This is a genomic window from Paracoccus sp. 22332, from assembly GCF_052045125.1.
Lineage (GTDB): Bacteria > Pseudomonadota > Alphaproteobacteria > Rhodobacterales > Rhodobacteraceae > Paracoccus > Paracoccus haematequi_A.
Genome location: NZ_JBQEOI010000003.1, coordinates 340705 through 357104 on the forward strand (window position 1 = coordinate 340705; position 16400 = coordinate 357104).

Genomic DNA, 16400 nt, shown 5'->3' on the forward strand with positions numbered 1-16400 from the left:
TCCCGGACAAGCCGTTAGCGTGCGCGCATGTTTGGACTGGATCCCTGGCAATTCTGGACGATCTTCGCCGTCACGGCCTTTGCGGGCTTCGTGAAGGGGGCGATCGGATTTGCCATGCCGCTGATCATGGCCTCGGCCTTCGCGTCGATCCTGCCGCCGCAGACGGCGCTTGCCGCGCTGATCCTGCCGGTGCTGACCACCAACGTGAACCAGGCGCTGCGCCAGGGGGTGGGGGCGGCGGCGCGGTCGATCCGGGATTATCGCTGGCATATCGGCATGGTGCTGGTGTTCATGGCGATCTCGGCGGGCTTCGCCACGGCGATCCCGCAACAGGCGATGTATGCGCTGCTGGGCTTTCCGGTGGTCGGCTTCGCGCTGTGGCAATTGTCGGGGACGCCGCTGGCGCTGCCCATCCATCACCGCCGCCGGGCCGAGATCGTGACCGGCATCGTCGGCGGTCTGTACGGCGGCGTCTCGGGCATCTGGGGGCCGCCGCTGGTGGTCCTGCTGCTGTCCCTGGGGGCTGAGAAGCGCGAACAGATGCGGGTGCAGGGCGTGGTGTTCCTGCTGGGCAGCGCCGGGCTGACGGCGGCGCATCTGATGTCGGGCGTGCTGAACGCCCAGACCATCCCGCTGTCCGCCGCGCTGTGCATTCCCGCCTTTGCCGGAATGTTCGCGGGCCAGGCCTTGCAGGACCGCATGAATGTCGCACAATTCCGCCGCTGGACGCTGATCCTGCTGGTCGTCACCGGCCTGAACCTTGTCCGCCGCGCCCTTTCCGACTGGATATGAGATGATCGACGCCGCCGACCTGACCGCCCGCCTGATCCGCTGCCCCTCTGTCACGCCGAATGAAGGCGGCGCCCTGATCCTGCTGGAAGACCTGCTGGCCCAGGCGGGGTTCGAGGTTCGCCGCGTCGACCGCAACGGCACCCCCAACCTGTTCGCCCGCTGGGGCGCCAAGGGCGCGCGCAGCTTCGGCTTCAACGGCCATACCGATGTCGTCCCGCCCGGCGACCTGGGATCCTGGACCCATCCCCCCTTCAGCGGCCATGTCGAGGACGGCGTGATCTGGGGCCGGGGCGCGACCGACATGAAATCCGGCGTCGCGGCCTTCGTCGCCGCCGCCATCGACTTCGTGCGCGAAACGCCGCCCGACGGCGCCGTGATCCTGACCATCACCGGGGACGAGGAAGGCCCGTCCCGCGACGGCACCACCGCGATCCTGGACTGGATGGAGGCCCATGGCGAACGCATGGACGCCTGCATCGTCGGCGAACCCTCGAACCCCGAGATCATGGGCGAGATGATGAAGATCGGACGGCGCGGTTCCGTCACCTTCACCGTCACCGCCAAGGGGGTGCAGGGTCACGCCGCCTATCCCCACAAGGCCCGGAACCCGCTGCACGCGCTGACGGCTTACCTCAATGACCTGATCGCCGCGCCTCTGGACCAGGGGACCGAGCATTTCGATCCGACCGGCTTGCAGATCACCAGCATCGACTGCGGCAACCCGGCGTCCAACGTGATCCCCGAAACGGCGCGGGCGGTGGTCAACATCCGCTTCAACGACCTGCACACCGCCGTCAGCCTGGAGGCCGACCTGACCGCCCGCGCCGCCCGCGTGGCGCAGGCGACCGGCGTGTCGCTGACCATTGCCGCCCAGGTGACGGGCGAGGCGTTCCTGACCGCGCCCGGCCCCTTCGTCGATCTGGTCCGCAGCGTGGTCACGCAGGAAACCAACCGCCAGCCGGTCCTGTCCACCACCGGCGGCACGTCCGACGCGCGCTTCATCAAGAACCACTGTCCGGTGGTCGAATTCGGCCTGGTCGGCGCCTATATGCACCAGGTGGACGAACGCGTGCCGGTGGCACAGGTCCAGCAGTTGAAAACCATCTACCAGCGGATTCTGGAAAAATATTTCGAATGAAGATCGAACAGACCGACGACCTTGCCGCCTGCCACGCCCTGCGCCGCGCCGTGTTCATCGAAGAACAGGGCGTGTCCGAGGCCGAGGAACTGGACGACAAGGACGCGGGCGCCATTCACCTGCTGGCCCGCCGGGACGGCCGCCCGGTCGGCACCGCGCGGATCCTGCTGCAAGGCGACACCGGCAAGATCGGCCGCGTCTGCGTGTTGGCGCAGGCGCGCGGCACCGGACTGGGCGCGGCGCTGATCCGGGCCGCGCTCGACGCGCTGCGGGACCGGCCGGGCATCACCCGCGCCAAGCTGGGTGCGCAGACCCACGCCCTGGGCTTTTACGAAAAGCTGGGCTTTACCGCGTTCGGCCCGGTTTACGACGACGCGGGGATCCCGCATCGTGACATGATCCGCGATCTGTAAGGGGGACCGCAAGATGGCCCAGATTCCCAGCAAGGAACAGATCATGGAATGGGTCGCGGACCATCCCGACGCCAATTCCAAGCGCGACATCGCCAAGGCCTTCGGCATCAAGGGCGCCGAACGGATCGAACTGAAGCGCCTGCTGAAAGAGCTTGAGAGCGAGGGCCATCTGGAACGCCGCCGCCGCCACTATCTGGATGCCGAGCGTCTGCCGCCCGTTACGGTGCTGGAATTGCTGCCGCCGGACGGGTCGGGCGACCTGTTCGCGCGACCGCTGGAATGGCATGGCGACGGGCCTATGCCGCGCATCCACTATGTCCCCCGCGACAGCGACCCCGCGCTTGGCCGGGGCGACCGCTTCCTAGGCCGCCTGGTCGAGGTGCAGGGCGAGGATTACCAATATCAGGCCCGCCTGATCCGCCGCATCACCGCCGCGCCTCATCGCATTACCGGCATTTTCCGCAAGGAAGCCGAGGGCGGCCGCATCGTCCCCATCGACAAGGGCCAGGACCGCGAATGGCGCGTCCGCCCCGACGCCACCCTGGGCGCGCAGAACGGCGAACTGGTGCAGGCCGAACACGCCGGTCCCAAGGGCCGGCTGGGGCTGCCCATGGCGCGGATCATCGACCGGCTGGGCGACCCGTCCGCGCCGCGCGCGGTCAGCCTGATCGCCATCCACCAGCATGGCATCCCCGACGATTTCCCCGACGCCGTGATCGCCGAGGCCGAGGGCGCGAAACCCGCCACCATGAAGGGCCGCGAGGATCTGCGCGACTTGGCCCTGGTGACAATCGACCCCTCGGACGCGCGCGACCATGACGACGCCGTGGCGGCCTTTGTCGAGGAAGACGGCGGCGCCACCATCTGGGTCGCCATCGCCGACGTGGCCCATTACGTTACCCCCGGTTCCGCCCTGGACCGAGAGGCCTGGCTGCGCGGCAATTCGACCTATTTTCCCGACCGCGTGGTGCCGATGCTGCCCGAGGCGCTGTCGGCGGACCTGTGTTCGTTGCACGAAGGCGTGAACCGCCCGGTGATCGCCGTCAGGATGCGGCTGGATGCGCAGGGCAACAAGATCGGCCACAACTTCCATCGCGGCATGATGAACAGCCGGGCCTCGCTGGCCTATGAGCAGGCCCAGGCGGCGGCGGACGGCAAGCCGGATGCGCAGACGGAACCGCTGATGGACAGCGTGATCCGCCCGCTGTGGCACGCCTATGGCCTGCTGAAGGAGGCCCGCGCGCGCCGCCAGCCGCTGGATCTGGACCTGCCCGAACGCCGGATCGAACTGACCCCGGACGGCCGCGTCAAATCCGTGAATTTCCGCGAACGCTTCGACGCCCACAAGCTGATCGAGGAATTCATGGTGCTGGCCAATGTCGCCGCCGCCGAGGAACTGACCCGCCGCCAGCGTCCGCTGCTGTTCCGCGTCCACGAGGAACCCAGCCTCGCCAAGATCGACGCGCTGCGAGAGGTCGCCCAGGCTTCGGGCTTCACGCTGGCCAAGGGGCAGGTGCTGCATACCAGCCACCTGAACCGCCTGCTGGCCCAGTCCGAGGGCACCGATTTCGACGAGCTGATCAACATCAGCACCCTGCGGTCGATGACGCAGGCTTACTACCACCCGGAAAACTTCGGCCATTTCGGGCTGGCGCTGAAAAGCTATGCGCATTTCACCTCGCCCATCCGGCGCTATTCCGACCTGATCGTGCATCGCGCGCTGATTTCGGGGCACGGCTGGGGCGGCGGTGGCAAGGGCGGCGACGGTTTGTCGCCCCAGGACCTGGAGCGGCTGCCCGAAACCGCGACCCATATCAGCGAGACCGAGCGCCGCAGCATGGCCGCCGAACGCGACACCACCGACCGCTATCTGGCGGCGTTCCTGGCCGATCGCGTGGGAACCGAGATGACGGGCCGGATCAGCGGCGTCCAGAAATTCGGCGCCTTCGTCAAGCTGGACGAGACCGGCGCCGACGGGTTGCTGCCGATCCGCGCCATCGGGCAAGAGTATTTCCACTTCGATCCCGATGCGCAGATGCTGATCGGCAGCGATACCGGCCTGGAAATCGGCATCGGTCAGCGTGTCACCGTGCGCCTGGCCGAGGCGATCCCGATGACCGGCGGGCTGACCTTGGATCTGCTGGAACTGGACGGCCAGCCGCTTCCGCGCGGTCCGCAAAAGGGCAGGCGCGGCCGCAGCCCCCGGCCGATGTCCACCAAGTCGCGGCTGGCCGAGATCAAGCGCGCGACCAAGCGGCGGCGGAAGAAATAGCCGCACCCTTCCTTATTGACATGTCCAGCAGGGGCGTGGGGGCGCGAAGCCCCCACGGCCTCAGCTTTCCCGGAACGCCCGGTTGAAGTAGTCCGCCAGCGGCTTCACCAGATAGGCCATCGGGCTGCGCTCGCCGGTCTGGATATAGACCTCGACCGGCATGCCGGGGATCAGCGCCAGATCGCCCAGCTTGGCCAACTGGTCGGCGGGGATCGTCACCTCGGCCCGGTAATAGGGCTGGCGCGTCGCCTCGTCGATCAGCGCATCGGCGGACACGCGGCCCAGCACACCGTCGATTTCCGGTGTCGTGCGCGATGAGAAGGCCGAGAATCGCAGCACCACCGGCTGGCCCACCTGCACCTCGTCCACGTTGATCGTGGCCAGGCGCGCGCTGACCACCAGCGGGCGATCCTGCGGGATGACATACAGCACCGGATCGGCGGGACGGATGACCGAGCGGGGCGTCGTGACCATGAGGTTGTAGATCACGCCCGCCGCCGGCGCGCGGATGTCCAGACGGTTGATCTGTTCCGCCAAGCCCCGGCGGCGTTCGGCCAGTTCCAGTTCGCGATAGCCCAGGTCGCGCAACTCGGTCTCGGCCTCCTCGCGGCGTTCGGCGCCCAGGCGCAGCCGCTGGATGTCCAGCTCGGTCTGGCGCGTCTCGGCCGAGGCCCGGCTGGCCTTCAACTCGCCCAGTTGCCCGTCCAGGCTGGCGGCCTCGCGCTCCAGGGCCAGCACGCGGGAGGCTTGGGCCAGGCCACGATCCAGCAGGGACTGCTGGTCCTCCAGTTCCTCGCCGATCAGTTCGCGCTGCCGGTCCAGCGCCACGATCTGCGCGTCGATGCCGTCGACCTGCTGGCGGACCTGTTCGGACTGTTTCTCCAACTGCTCGATCGACTGGCGCAGGGTGTCGCGGCGGGTTTCGAACAGGCTGCGCTGACCGGCGATCAGGGCTTGCAGATCGGCATTGCCTTCGGCTGCCGCCAGCAACTCGTCGGGAATCTGCATCGTTTCGGCGTCGCCGCGTTCCGCCTCGAGCCGGCCGCGGCGGGCCAGGATCTCGAAATACTGGCCTTCGACGATGGCATGTTCGGTGCGCAGCAGGCTGCCGTCCAGGCGGATCAGCGGCTGGCCCGCCTCGACCGTCTGGCCGTCCTTGACCAGGATCTCCTCGACCACGCCGCCGTCGGGGTGCTGGACGACCTGGCGCTGCTGTTCGACCTCGACCTGGCCATGGGCCACCACGGCCCCCGCGATGCGGCTTTGCATCGCCCAGGCGGTAAAGCCGCCCAGCAGCACCGCGATCGAGATCAAGCCGGTCAGCAAGGCGCCGCGCACCGACCAGCGGGACGGGTCGGGCGGCGCGATGGGCCGGGGCGGCGCCGGTGGCGAGGGCGGTTCGACCGGGGGAAGCGGCTGCGCGGGCGCGGCCTGCCGGGGCGCGGGACCGGGGATCGGCGCATCGACCGGCGGGGCGATGCGGCTGGACAGGATCCCCGTCTGGATCCCCGAGGGGCGGGGGGCGGGGTTCTGGCCGCCGGGCTTGTTGGTCTCGTCGCTCATGCCACGCCCCCTGCGCGTCCGGTTTCCTGCGATTTCATGATCTGCGCGGAATTCTGCACCATTTCCTGCAATACTTGGTCGCGCGGCCCGAAGGCCCGGCGGATGCCCTGTTCCATGACCAGAAGCAGGTCGCATTCGTTGATCGCGGCGGGCCGGTGGGCCATGATGATGACGCAGCCGTTCTGCGCCTTGATCCGGCGGATCGCCGCGTTCAGCGCCATCGACCCCTCGTTGTCGAGGTTCGAGTTCGGCTCGTCCAGGACCAGCATCACCGGGTCGGGATACAGCGCGCGGGCCAGCCCGACGCGCTGGATCTGTCCGCCCGACAGGCGGCCGGTGGCCTGGCTGATGCGCGTGTCATAGCCCTGCGGCAGATCCAGGATCATCTGATGCGCCGCCGCCGCCTGGGCCGCGCGCACCACGCGGGCGGGATCCATGTCGGGCGACAGCCGGGCGATGTTTTCCGCGATGGTGCCGTCGAACAGCGTCACCTGCTGCGGCAGATAGCCGATCATGTTGCCCAGAACATCGGGATCGTACTGGTCCAGCGTCGCGCCGCCCAGCCGGATCGAACCCGCGCCGACCGGCCAGGCGCCGATCAGCGCGCGGGCCAGGGTCGATTTCCCCGCGCCCGACGGCCCGATCACGCCAAGCGCCTGGCCCGGCGCCACCGCGAAGGACACGCCGCGCACGATCGCGACATTCTGGCCCGGAGGCGCCACCGAAAGCTGCCGCACCTCCAGCACCGCCTCGGGGCGGGGCAGGGGGGTGTGGGCCGTCTGCGCGGGCTGGCGCGACAGCAGCCGGGCCAGCCGTTCCCAGGCGTCCTGGGCCGCCTGCACCATCGGCCAGCCGCCGACCAGTTGTTCGACCGGGGCGAGCGCCCGGCCCATCATGATCGAACTGGCGATCATCGCACCGGGCGTCACCGCCTGTTGCAGCACCAGCCAGGCGCCCGCCGCAAGCATCGCGCTTTGCAGGAACAGCCGGAAGCTTTTCGAGAAGACCGTGAAGCCCGACGACAGGTCGGCGCCGCGCACCGCCTGTTCCTGCGCCTCGGCCCGCGCCTTGCGCCAACGGGCATAGGTGGCGCTGCGCATTCCCAGGGCGCCGATCACCTCGCCCTCGTCCCGGTACAGATCCGCCATGCGCTGCGCCTGGGCGGACGCGATGTTGGATTGCTGCAACGGCGTCTTGGTCAGCGTCCGGTTGACCAGGGTGCAGACCACCAGGATCGCCCCGCCGATGGTCGCCACGACCCCCAGCAGCGGGTGGAAGATATAGACCGCCGCCAGGAACAGCGGCGCCCAGGGAAGGTCGAAGACCGCCAGCAGCACCGGCGAGGCGATCAGTCGCTGGACCGAATCGAGATCGCGCATCCCGCTGGCCGCCGCCGCCGATTCGTCGCCCGAGATCGCGCCTTCGCGCAGCGCGGCGGTGAAGACCCGTCCCTCCATCCGGTCCTGAAAGCGGGCGGCGATCCGCTGCATCACCCGGCTGCGGATGAAGTCCACGAAGCCCATCAGCACGAACAGGAACACCACCAGCACGAACAGCGCGGTCAGCGTTTCGACCGACCGCGATGCCAGAACACGGTCATAGACCTGCAACATGAACAGCGGTCCGGTCAGCATCAACAGGTTCACGACCGCTGAAAACAGCGCGACGGCCGCGAACAGGGGCAGCCCCGCGGCGCGTGCCTTGCGTAATTCCTTGGCGCCGTCCTGGAAAGCGGGCGACTTGCTCATTCCTTCATCCTTCATCTTCGGCCATCGGTGCCGCCTTGCCTCAGGCCCCGTGCGCCAGTATTCGAGGATCGCTGATCGCGGTCTTGACTCTGTGTTATCCCGAAAAGGTTAGGAGATCCTTTGCTTCGTCCCTTGTCCCTTGTCGTTCCGCTGGCCCTGGGCGTGATTCTGGCGGGCTGCACGTCGGAACCTGTGATGCAGGACGGCATTCGCGTCAACGACCCGTTTGAATCGGGCAACCGGCGCATCCATGCCTTCAACAAGGGCTTTGATCAACGCGTGGTTGCGCCGGTGGCCAGGCGGGTCTCGGCGGGCGGGAATGAGGCAGGTGAACCGGGTGCCATGGACCTGGTGATCAACGCGGGGGCGAACCTGTCGCTGCCGGGCAAGGTCGTCAACAGCCTGCTGCAAGGGCGTCCCGAACCCGCGATCCAGAATTTTTTCCGCTTTGCCGTCAACACGACGCTGGGAATGGGCGGTCTGCTGGATCCCGCAGGAACCGATTTCGGGCTGCCCGAGGTCGACACCGATTTCGGCGAGACGCTGGCGGTCTGGGGCGTCCCCGAAGGCGCCTATCTGGAGCTGCCGGTCCTTGGCCCCTCGACCCAGCGGGACGCGGCGGGCAAGGTCGTGGATCTGCTGATCGACCCTGTCTATCACCTGCTGCACCGGGATGCGGCATGGGCGGCATTTGGCCTACGCGCGGCGTCAAAAGCCGGTGATCGGGCGCGATTCGGGGACACGGTGGATAGCGTTCTGCAAGACAGTGCGGATAGCTATGCGCAACTGCGGCTGATCTATCTGATGCACCGCCGCCACGAATTGAACCAGGGAGGGACCGAGATTGACCCCTATGCCGACGCCGCCGCAGATGACGTCATCGACCCTTACGACCCGTGACCGCCGCGGCGTCCTGGCGCTGTTCGCTGGCGCGTCGGCGGCCTCGCTGATGCCCTTGCGCGGCTGGGCGCTGGACGCGGTCCAGGCCCGGTCGCTGATCGACACCGCCTTGGGCGAGGTCTATCAGGTCATCAATTCCGGCCGCCCGCCGGCGCAGATGTATCGCGAGTTCGAGACGATCTTCGTGCGCTATGCCGATGTGCCGGTGATCGCGCGTTCCGCGCTCGGTCCCGCCGCGCGGCAGGCCGATCCGCGCGCCCTGGCTGCCTATACCCAGGCTTTCCAGGGCTATATCGGCCGCAAATACGGCAAGCGGTTCCGCGAGTTCATCGGATCGAAGATCGAGGTGACGGGCGCCCGGCCGCTGAAAAGCTTCTTCGCCGTGACCTCGGTCGCCTATCTGAACGGCCGGGCGCCGATGGAGGTCGAATGGCATGTGTCGAACAAGTCCGGCCAGGACAGGTTCTTCAACATCATCATCGAGGGCGTGAACATGCTGGCCAGCGAACGCGCCGAGATCGCCGCGATGCTGACCGCCCGGCGGGGGGATCTGGCGGCGCTGACGGGGGATTTGCAGGCGGCGGGATAGAGAGGGTCTGGGAACCTATAGTTTCATTCCGGGATGCAGACGTGACCGTTGAGCGGTCTTGTTGCACTACGCCATCGGTTCAGGGATTCCTGTTTGTAAGTCGGCGGGTCGGGTTAGCCTCATGAGCAAGCCTGCCCTGTTTTCCGGCCCACGGATCGAGCTATAGGCTTCCGGTCTGCTGCCATGACGCCATCGCACGTCGAAGGGCCGATGCCACCATCCCTCCCGGCGAGTGCCCGGCATTAGAAGGGCACGATCCCGGCCTGCAAGCGCGCATTATGGCGAGAGGTTTCGACCGGCAGCATGCAGAGGTTCCGTTGGTCGATGCACGGAAAGGGCGACGCGCTTGCGTCGCCTTCGTTCGGTTTACAAACGAACTTTCGGAAGAATCCGTGCTCTACAGCGCAGAATGGGTCAGCGCATCGCCGGGGCCTTGTTCCGCGTCCTACAGATGACGCGGGAATTCGATCTTGGGGCAGCGGTCCTGGATCACGGTGATCCCCCGCGCCTCGGCCCGCGACGCGGCCGCATCGTTGCGGATGCCCAGTTGCAGCCAGATCGAATTCAGGTGGGGAAGATGGGCCAGGGCCTCGTCCACGATGGGACCGACCGCCTCGGATTTGCGGAAGATGTCAACCATCTGCACGGGAATCATCGGCGGAATGTCCGACAGGCGGGCATAGACGGTCTCTCCCAGAATCTTGCCGCCTGCCTGGCCGGGATTGATCGGGATGACGCGATAGCCGTTCGCTTGCAGGTAGCGCGCCACGCCCCAGCTGGGACGCGCCTCGTTCGGCGACAGGCCCACAACCGCTATGACCTTCACGCCACGGGCAATCCGGGCAATATCTTCGTCGTCCTTGAAATCGACTTCCATGACGGGTCTCCCCTCCTCGTCTAAAAGTTGTAGGCACCATTACATAGAAAAGGCGCCCGGTCCAGAATTCTGGCCGGGCGCAAGTCGCGGAACGAGGGACAGTGATCTGAACATGACGGTTCCGGGGTCATGTTCCAGATGGTAAATGGGCAACACCCCCCAAAAGTTCCAGCTATATCGCGAATTCGTGATGGACGATCGGCTGGATGGCTTCACTGGTCCCAGCGTTCCTGGGCGCGCGCCAGGATGTCGCGCGGCGCCTGCTGCAATTTGCGGGCCGCCCTGCCGGAGCCCACCAGATAGAGCCGGTTGCCGATGATCAGGAAATGTCGGGGATCGCCCGCGACCCGCCGTCCTTCGGCCAGGGCAACGGGGCAAAGGCCGCCGAAGGCGGGGGCAAAGCTGCGTGGATCGGCTTCGAACCGGCTGCGGTTCTCCTCGGACGCGAAATGCCAGACCTGGCCTTTCCACAGCGTCGAAATGTCGCCCCGTCCAGGGACCGGGCGGCCGCTTTCCAGGAAGCCTACCGCATCCAGCCCGTCGATGGCCCAGTCCTGGGCGATTGCCGGCAGGACGGGGGCCGAGGTCAGGATCAGCGAAAGAAGCAGCGTTTTCATGGATCGGGCGGTTTTATGACGGCAGGATGCCTCATTGGCAGCACCGGACCCGATTCTCAACGCCGCCGCGCCTATTGTCGCAGGGATGTGATCCCTATGCCATGCTGGCCGCATACAGCCCCACGGCCGCCGCGTTCGAGACGTTCAGAGACCCGAAATCGGCGGCAAAGGGAATCCGCGCGACATGATCGCAGCTTTTCAGCGTCAGTTCGCGCATCCCCGGCCCCTCGGCGCCCAGAACCAGGCACAGGGCGCGGCCGTGCAGGGTGGCCAGCAGGTCGGGTAGGGGCTGGTCGCCGGTGCCGTCCAGACCGACCAGCGTGAAGCCCATGCCCTTCAGCTGCGACAGCGCCTCGGCCAGGTTGGGGACGCGCAGATAGGGCTGGCGCTCCAACGAGCCCGAGGCGGTCTTGGCCAGCGCGCCGGTTTCAGGCGCGGAATGCCTGGCGGGGGCGATGACGGCGCGGGCGCCGAATACCTCGGCCGACCGCAGGATGGCGCCGATGTTGTGCGGGTCGGTCACGCGATCCAGCGCGACCAGCAGCGGCCGCCGCTCTCCCGGCGCCTGCCGCAGCACCACATCGCTGAGACCACCCCATTTCAGCGGCTTCACCTCCAGCGCGGCGCCCTGGTGGACGCTGTCGGGCGCCAGCGGCACCGCCTTGCCGAAGACGCGGGGATCGGTGATTTCGGGGGCGATGCCATGCAGATCGCCCAGCCGGTCCACGGCGTTCGGGGTTGCGACCAACCGCAGCTTTTCCCGCGCCGGATTGGCAAGCGCGTCGCGCACGGCGTGCAGGCCGAACAGCCACACGGTTTCCGCGGCTCCGGCGCGGCGGGCGCGTTCCTTGTCGATCACCCAGGCGGGTTTCTTGGGCTTGCCCGGTCGCTCGGTCATGCGCTGGATCCTTTGTCGCTAGCCCCCTTCATCGCGCGTCCCGAGGCCCGGACGCAAGGCCCGGAAATCCGCTTGACGCCTCGCGCCCCGGCCGTTAATGACCCCCCACGCCGATGGCTCGGCGGGCGACGTGCTGCAAGGTGCGGCAGCGGACTGTAACTCCGCCGGGGAGACCCATGCCTGGTTCGATTCCAGGGTCGCCCACCACTTAAATTTCAAAGACTTAGGTGGTGATATGATGCTTCTGATGAAGCATGTCGGCTCAGCCATGTAAGCGATATGTAAGCAGGCGGCTTAGAAATAATGCGGGTTTGTTCGGTCTGATATGTCTCCCCCGACGGCAGGGCGGGAGGTAGGCCCGGCAGAAGCCGGGCGCGGTTGTCAGGCGTCTGCGCAGATCATTTCGTTCCCGACGATCAGCAACCGGGCCAATGCGGCGTCCACAATCGCCTGGACCGCCTTGCATTCGTCCGACAGGGCTGAGAAGACTTCAGCCAGATCGGCAAGGGCTTCCGGGTCGTCTTCGAAGTCGTGCCGCAACTCGGCCTGCGTCTTGGCGAGCATCAATGCCGTGATACGGGCTCGCGCCCCGAAAAGCTTCTCGCGCTCTCCATCGAAGGCGCCGGCGTCCATTGCTACGGCTTCAAATTGGGTTTTTCTCGGCAAGCGCGGGGTGATATCGTAAACGTCAGCCATTCTCGATTTCCTCAGCAATCGGGTTTCGGTCAGGGCCGGGCGAAAGGTAGGACTTTCGCTCGGCCTGCTTATCTGTTATCAGATAATCATGAGCGAAACAATACCTGTCAACAGAAAACCCCGTGGCCGCCCTCGAACAGGGGCTACTCTTGTTGGTGTTAGGATAGAGCCGGACCTCTTGGCGTGGCTGGACGCCGAACGCGCAAAGCTGGACCCTGAGCCCACGCGGCCGGAGATGGTGCGTATCTACCTGGAAGAACGGCGCGGCCGTGTGATCGTCAGGGACTGATCGCTGGGCTAAGCGGCAGAGCGGGGCTGGGAGAATGCAGAACGTGATCGCTACGGGGTTTGTCATCTTTCCGGCGGCATTGGTATTTGGTCTTCTGGCCGTGCCCATAAATGCCCAGCTTCTCTACTGGTTCGTGGTCGTCCCGCTGGCCGTGCTGGCGGTCGCCGGGGTGATCTGACAGAGAGCCCCGCACTGCGGACTAGGCGGGGTGGCGACGTCAGGAGTGCGGCGGGAGCTTTGACCGCTGCTCCGCCGTTGGCTGTTTGGTTTTGCTGAGTGGGACGTGGTCGAAAATGCCGGGCGTCCTTTCTGACACCCAGTCTGTGTTCTATGCTTGTGCGTTGATGAGACCAAGTTTTCTGGCGTTTGACACGTCAGGTTTACATCAGTTTAGTGGTTTTCTATGCTACTTTGAGGCACTTAAGGTCTTTGCATTTTGCCTCTTGATCCTAAGTTCTGACATACAACTTGATTTGACGATCTAGCGAAAATGGTTCAGATCAGGCGACGTAATGGGGGCCAAGATGTCTGTCTTTGATGTTGCTGCATATGTTCTGAATGCCGCAGGGGGCATGACGGCTATGAAGCTACAAAAGCTGTGCTACTACGCACAGGCATGGTCGCTAGTTTGGGACGAACGGCCCTGTGGTTCCAGATTTGTATGCTGCGCATCGTGGGATGTTCACTGTTGCGCCAGGGGACATTCCTGGAGACCCCAAAGTCCTCGATAAGGATGCCCGGGAGACGGTTGATGCCGTCTTGCGTTTCTATGGTGATAAGCCCGCAAAATGGCTGAGTGATCTCACTCATTCAGAGCGTCCTTGGATGGAGACGCGGGAGGGGCTGGACCCTGGCGACCGCAGTAATCGGGTTATTAGCTGCGCGGCAATGGCAGAGTATTACGGCTCTCTGTAAATGGGGAAGGGCAAGGGACGGGGGCGAAGACCCCTAAAACGGTTATTTCGCCACTTCCCCAAAAGCGTGTTCCCGCGCCGCGCGTCGCGGTCCCTTCATTTCGTGGGAAGCCTATTGCATGGCGCTTCAGCGCCGTTGACAAAAATGGGCCCTTCGCGTGGACAAACCTCCACGATGGTCATCATCACAAATCTGTAATCGAATCTCTGGCGTCCTTGGAAACGATGACGGAAGCCGAGTTAGGCCAGCGAGGATGCCACTTTATCGAAACCCCGAAGCTTTCGAAGGAGGCGCGGGATCGTCTTGCCGAAATCAGGCTTGATGACCTAGACGAAGTATATTCTATACGGGTGACTGGAAAACAGAGGGTGTTCTTCGTCCATCGGGAAGGCACCCTGGACGTTTTGTGGTTCGATCCCGAACACGTAGTATGCCCATCTGAGAAGAAGCACACCTAAAGTCTATCGAACCGTATTCTGCTGCTCATCGATGTCTGCAAGGTTATCGATCGCCTGATACTGCTCGCTGTAGCCGTCCAGTTCCTCGTCGCGATGCGGCGGCAACTCCAGTAGGCTCCAGCTGTCCACAGCATTTTCTTTCCGGTGCCCGGACTACAAAGCCAACGAAATTTGACCGGCGTGCTCTTGGGCGTTCACACGGTCGTTAAAGGCTGCAGCCATCAGGCGAGGGGCTTCATCGTGATCAGATGCGTGGATTAAATGATAGGAAATGCGCCGCCTATTAAGACGCAGTGGAATGGGATATGGCACCACATGCTTGTATCCGAGTTCGCTTTTAAAGCGGTTCACCAAAACTCTGACTGTCTCCATCTGGGTAAGGTTAGCTAACGCCTCCCAACTGCTGTTGCCCCACCATAAGTTCAACGCCTCGATGCTTGAAGCCTTGGTGCGAGTCTTGATCATCCGATGGACCCATGCAGTCGGACAGAAATACATGATCTCGATTTTAGTCCTGCGCCCCCGTCGCCGGGCCAGAAGTTCAACCGTCCGCAGTGGCATTCGGTCGCTCGCTGATCCAGGAGGGCAAAAACCGCCGTATCCCGCCGCAGTTCCTTGGCCTGGAGAAAGTGGAATACCTCTTTATTGAAATCTCCTTCGAACACACGAACCTTGCGTGAGATGGGACTACGGTGATGGAGGGATTTCAACTCTCGGAGCATCTCGACACCGCCTGGATCGATATCAAAGAGCCAAAAACCGCGTATCCTCTTTGGCTCTACCTCAAGCACCCGCCTTGCTGACCAGGCCTCAGGGGCGTTCCGCCGTTGTGGTGCTGCAAAACCATCCACATAGAGGCCCCCTCGCGTCACCTGCTGAAAGCGCCTTATGTAATCCGCTACGAGTTCACTTTTCGGCCGACGCCCCAGTTCACTTGCCACGAGCTGGTGGCCGCCGAGTAGCCGAGGACGAGGCCGATCAGGGCCGCGATGCTTGCGCCAATGAACATGAGCTGCGCGGCACCCCGCCATCTTTCGGCCGACCAGCCCGGCTTCAGGATGCCGCGCTGTGCGCCACAGCTCGGACAGGTTGTCGCCTCGGTGTGTATCTCGTTCATGCAATGCGGAAATTGTAGGGGCATATCAGGCTCGCAAATGCCGGATGAATGTTAAAACAGGTAGAGTTAAAAGCGTCGACGCACAATAACATTGTGCATGAAAGCGACCCCCAAAAGCCCACTGCGAGACATCGTAGCGCGCAACATGCGCAGGCTTCGGGCCGAACGTGGCTGGTCGCAGGAGTACCTTGCGAACGAGTGCGGGTTGAACCGGACCTACCTCAGCGCGGTCGAACGGTCGGAACAAAACATCTCTATCGACAACCTGTACAGGGTGGCGCAGGGCTTCGGCGTTCAGAGCTGGACGTTGCTGAAAGACGATCCAGCGTGACAGCGCTTGAAATTTATAGCGAATAAGGTATATAGCGGGGCACATTCCATTCTGGAATGCATCACTCGATAGTTTCCTGAAGCTATTCAGGAGGATGTGATGAGGCGCCCTTTCACCAACCTGACGCTGGACGAACGCCGCGTGATTGCGCGTTTGTTGCAGGCCAAGGTGCCGAAGACGAAGATTGCGCAGATGCTCGGCCGCAGTCGCTCGACCATCACCCGCGAGGTCAAAAGGAACTGGTGGCATGACAAGGATGTCCCGCAGGCTGATGGCTACTGGCATGTGACGGCTCAGTCCCAGGCCGACCGCAGGCGTTCCCGCCGGCGCAAGCTCGAGCGTCTTCCGGACTTACGCGCCGAAGTGATCCACTGCCTTCAGGAAGGCTGGTCTCCCGAACAGATTGCAGGTCGGCTCAGGATAGAACCCGGTGCCCCGCACCGGCTCTGCCATGAGACAATCTACCAGTATGTCTATTCTGCCGAAGGCCAGTCAGCGCAATTGGCGCGCCTCCTGCCCGAGCGGCGCCGAAAGCGGAAGCCGCGCTATGCCCGCACGCCCCGCAACCGGGTTTTTCCTGCGGAAACAAGCATCCATAACCGGCCGTCCGAGATCAACGATCGCAGCCAGTTTGGGAATTGGGAAGGCGACTTGATGATCTTTGAGCGAACTCAAGGCGATGCCAATGTGGCGACGCTGGTCGAACGCAAGACCCGCTACACCGTTCTGCTGCGCAACAATGACCGGAAGTCTCGGCCCCTCATGAACCGTCTGATTCATGAGATGT

19 protein-coding genes and 1 tRNA gene are annotated in these 16400 nt (G+C 64.6%); 10 read left to right on the forward strand and 10 right to left on the reverse strand.

The window, feature by feature from the left end:
• Positions 1 to 27 precede the first annotated feature (27 nt).
• The 4 genes from ACTJI6_RS05710 to rnr are packed head-to-tail and all read left to right on the forward strand — an operon-like array spanning position 28 to position 4615.
• A complete protein-coding gene (locus ACTJI6_RS05710; protein WP_440798601.1) occupies positions 28 to 792 on the forward strand; it encodes a sulfite exporter TauE/SafE family protein in 765 nt (254 codons plus the stop codon).
• A 1-nt stretch (position 793) separates the two neighbouring features.
• Positions 794 to 1930 (forward strand): succinyl-diaminopimelate desuccinylase, encoded by a 1137-nt coding sequence (dapE, locus tag ACTJI6_RS05715; RefSeq protein WP_440798603.1) that lies wholly within the window; start codon positions 794 to 796, stop codon positions 1928 to 1930.
• On the forward strand, positions 1927 to 2343 hold the full coding sequence (locus ACTJI6_RS05720; protein WP_440798605.1) for a GNAT family N-acetyltransferase: 417 nt from the start codon (positions 1927 to 1929) through the stop codon (positions 2341 to 2343). Before dapE ends, ACTJI6_RS05720 begins: the two co-directional genes overlap by 4 nt.
• Before the next feature lie 13 nt (positions 2344 to 2356).
• Positions 2357 to 4615 carry a ribonuclease R gene (rnr, locus tag ACTJI6_RS05725; RefSeq protein ID WP_440798607.1) on the forward strand — a complete coding sequence of 753 codons (2259 nt, stop codon included), beginning with the start codon at positions 2357 to 2359 and terminating at the stop codon, positions 4613 to 4615.
• Positions 4616 to 4675: 60 nt separating this feature from the next.
• On the opposite strand, the gene ACTJI6_RS05730 is transcribed toward rnr, so the two are convergent.
• Positions 4676 to 6178 carry an HlyD family type I secretion periplasmic adaptor subunit gene (locus tag ACTJI6_RS05730; RefSeq protein WP_440798609.1) on the reverse strand — a complete coding sequence of 501 codons (1503 nt, stop codon included), beginning with the start codon at positions 6176 to 6178 and terminating at the stop codon, positions 4676 to 4678.
• Positions 6175 to 7926 carry a type I secretion system permease/ATPase gene (locus tag ACTJI6_RS05735; protein WP_440798611.1) on the reverse strand — a complete coding sequence of 584 codons (1752 nt, stop codon included), beginning with the start codon at positions 7924 to 7926 and terminating at the stop codon, positions 6175 to 6177. Before ACTJI6_RS05735 ends, ACTJI6_RS05730 begins: the two co-directional genes overlap by 4 nt.
• A gap of 120 nt (positions 7927 to 8046) precedes the next feature.
• Here ACTJI6_RS05735 and ACTJI6_RS05740 point away from each other — a divergent pair, with 120 nt between their 5' ends.
• A complete protein-coding gene (locus ACTJI6_RS05740; RefSeq protein ID WP_440798613.1) occupies positions 8047 to 8826 on the forward strand; it encodes an MlaA family lipoprotein in 780 nt (259 codons plus the stop codon).
• Positions 8798 to 9415, forward strand: a complete 618-nt coding sequence (locus ACTJI6_RS05745) for an MlaC/ttg2D family ABC transporter substrate-binding protein (RefSeq protein ID WP_440798615.1) — start codon at positions 8798 to 8800, stop codon at positions 9413 to 9415. The genes ACTJI6_RS05740 and ACTJI6_RS05745 overlap by 29 nt, the downstream gene beginning before the upstream one ends.
• A 445-nt stretch (positions 9416 to 9860) precedes the next feature.
• Here the strand turns inward: ACTJI6_RS05745 and ACTJI6_RS05750 are convergent, their stop codons facing one another.
• From ACTJI6_RS05750 to ACTJI6_RS05760, 3 genes are all read right to left on the reverse strand, one after another.
• Positions 9861 to 10292 carry a CoA-binding protein gene (locus tag ACTJI6_RS05750; RefSeq protein ID WP_440798617.1) on the reverse strand — a complete coding sequence of 144 codons (432 nt, stop codon included), beginning with the start codon at positions 10290 to 10292 and terminating at the stop codon, positions 9861 to 9863.
• Between the two features lie 212 nt (positions 10293 to 10504).
• The gene (locus tag ACTJI6_RS05755) at positions 10505 to 10909 is read right to left on the reverse strand and encodes a YHS domain-containing (seleno)protein (protein ID WP_440798619.1); all 405 of its coding nucleotides are present in this window, start codon (positions 10907 to 10909) and stop codon (positions 10505 to 10507) included.
• Positions 10910 to 11003: 94 nt separating this feature from the next.
• On the reverse strand, positions 11004 to 11807 hold the full coding sequence (locus tag ACTJI6_RS05760; protein WP_440798621.1) for a TrmH family RNA methyltransferase: 804 nt from the start codon (positions 11805 to 11807) through the stop codon (positions 11004 to 11006).
• A 123-nt stretch (positions 11808 to 11930) separates the two neighbouring features.
• Here ACTJI6_RS05760 and ACTJI6_RS05765 point away from each other — a divergent pair.
• Positions 11931 to 12014, forward strand: a tRNA-Tyr gene (locus ACTJI6_RS05765).
• A gap of 174 nt (positions 12015 to 12188) precedes the next feature.
• Here the strand turns inward: ACTJI6_RS05765 and ACTJI6_RS05770 are convergent.
• Positions 12189 to 12503, reverse strand: a complete 315-nt coding sequence (locus ACTJI6_RS05770; protein WP_440798623.1) for a hypothetical protein — start codon at positions 12501 to 12503, stop codon at positions 12189 to 12191.
• Between the two features lie 323 nt (positions 12504 to 12826).
• Here ACTJI6_RS05770 and ACTJI6_RS05775 point away from each other — a divergent pair, with 323 nt between their 5' ends.
• On the forward strand, positions 12827 to 12970 hold the full coding sequence (locus ACTJI6_RS05775) for a hypothetical protein (protein ID WP_440798625.1): 144 nt from the start codon (positions 12827 to 12829) through the stop codon (positions 12968 to 12970).
• 1198 nt (positions 12971 to 14168) lie between these two features.
• Here the strand turns inward: ACTJI6_RS05775 and ACTJI6_RS05780 are convergent.
• Genes ACTJI6_RS05780 through ACTJI6_RS05795 form a run of 4 tightly spaced genes read right to left on the reverse strand, consistent with a single transcriptional unit; the run spans position 14169 to position 15282 of the window.
• Positions 14169 to 14294, reverse strand: a complete 126-nt coding sequence (locus ACTJI6_RS05780; protein ID WP_440798627.1) for a hypothetical protein — start codon at positions 14292 to 14294, stop codon at positions 14169 to 14171.
• A 24-nt stretch (positions 14295 to 14318) separates the two neighbouring features.
• Complete coding sequence (locus tag ACTJI6_RS05785; RefSeq protein WP_440798629.1) at positions 14319 to 14630, reverse strand: hypothetical protein; 312 nt, start codon at positions 14628 to 14630, stop codon at positions 14319 to 14321.
• The gene (tcmP, locus tag ACTJI6_RS05790) at positions 14627 to 15106 is read right to left on the reverse strand and encodes a three-Cys-motif partner protein TcmP (RefSeq protein ID WP_440798631.1); all 480 of its coding nucleotides are present in this window, start codon (positions 15104 to 15106) and stop codon (positions 14627 to 14629) included. Before tcmP ends, ACTJI6_RS05785 begins: the two co-directional genes overlap by 4 nt.
• Positions 15064 to 15282, reverse strand: coding sequence for a hypothetical protein (locus ACTJI6_RS05795; protein ID WP_440798661.1), 219 nt, complete (start codon positions 15280 to 15282; stop codon positions 15064 to 15066). Before ACTJI6_RS05795 ends, tcmP begins: the two co-directional genes overlap by 43 nt.
• A gap of 97 nt (positions 15283 to 15379) precedes the next feature.
• Between ACTJI6_RS05795 and ACTJI6_RS05800 the strand changes: the two genes are divergently transcribed.
• Entirely contained in the window at positions 15380 to 15613 is a 234-nt protein-coding gene (locus ACTJI6_RS05800) for a helix-turn-helix domain-containing protein (protein WP_440798633.1), read from the forward strand.
• Positions 15614 to 15712: 99 nt separating this feature from the next.
• Positions 15713 to 16400, forward strand: a 688-nt coding sequence (locus ACTJI6_RS05805) for an IS30 family transposase (protein WP_440798635.1), incomplete at its 3' end; no start/stop codon positions are given.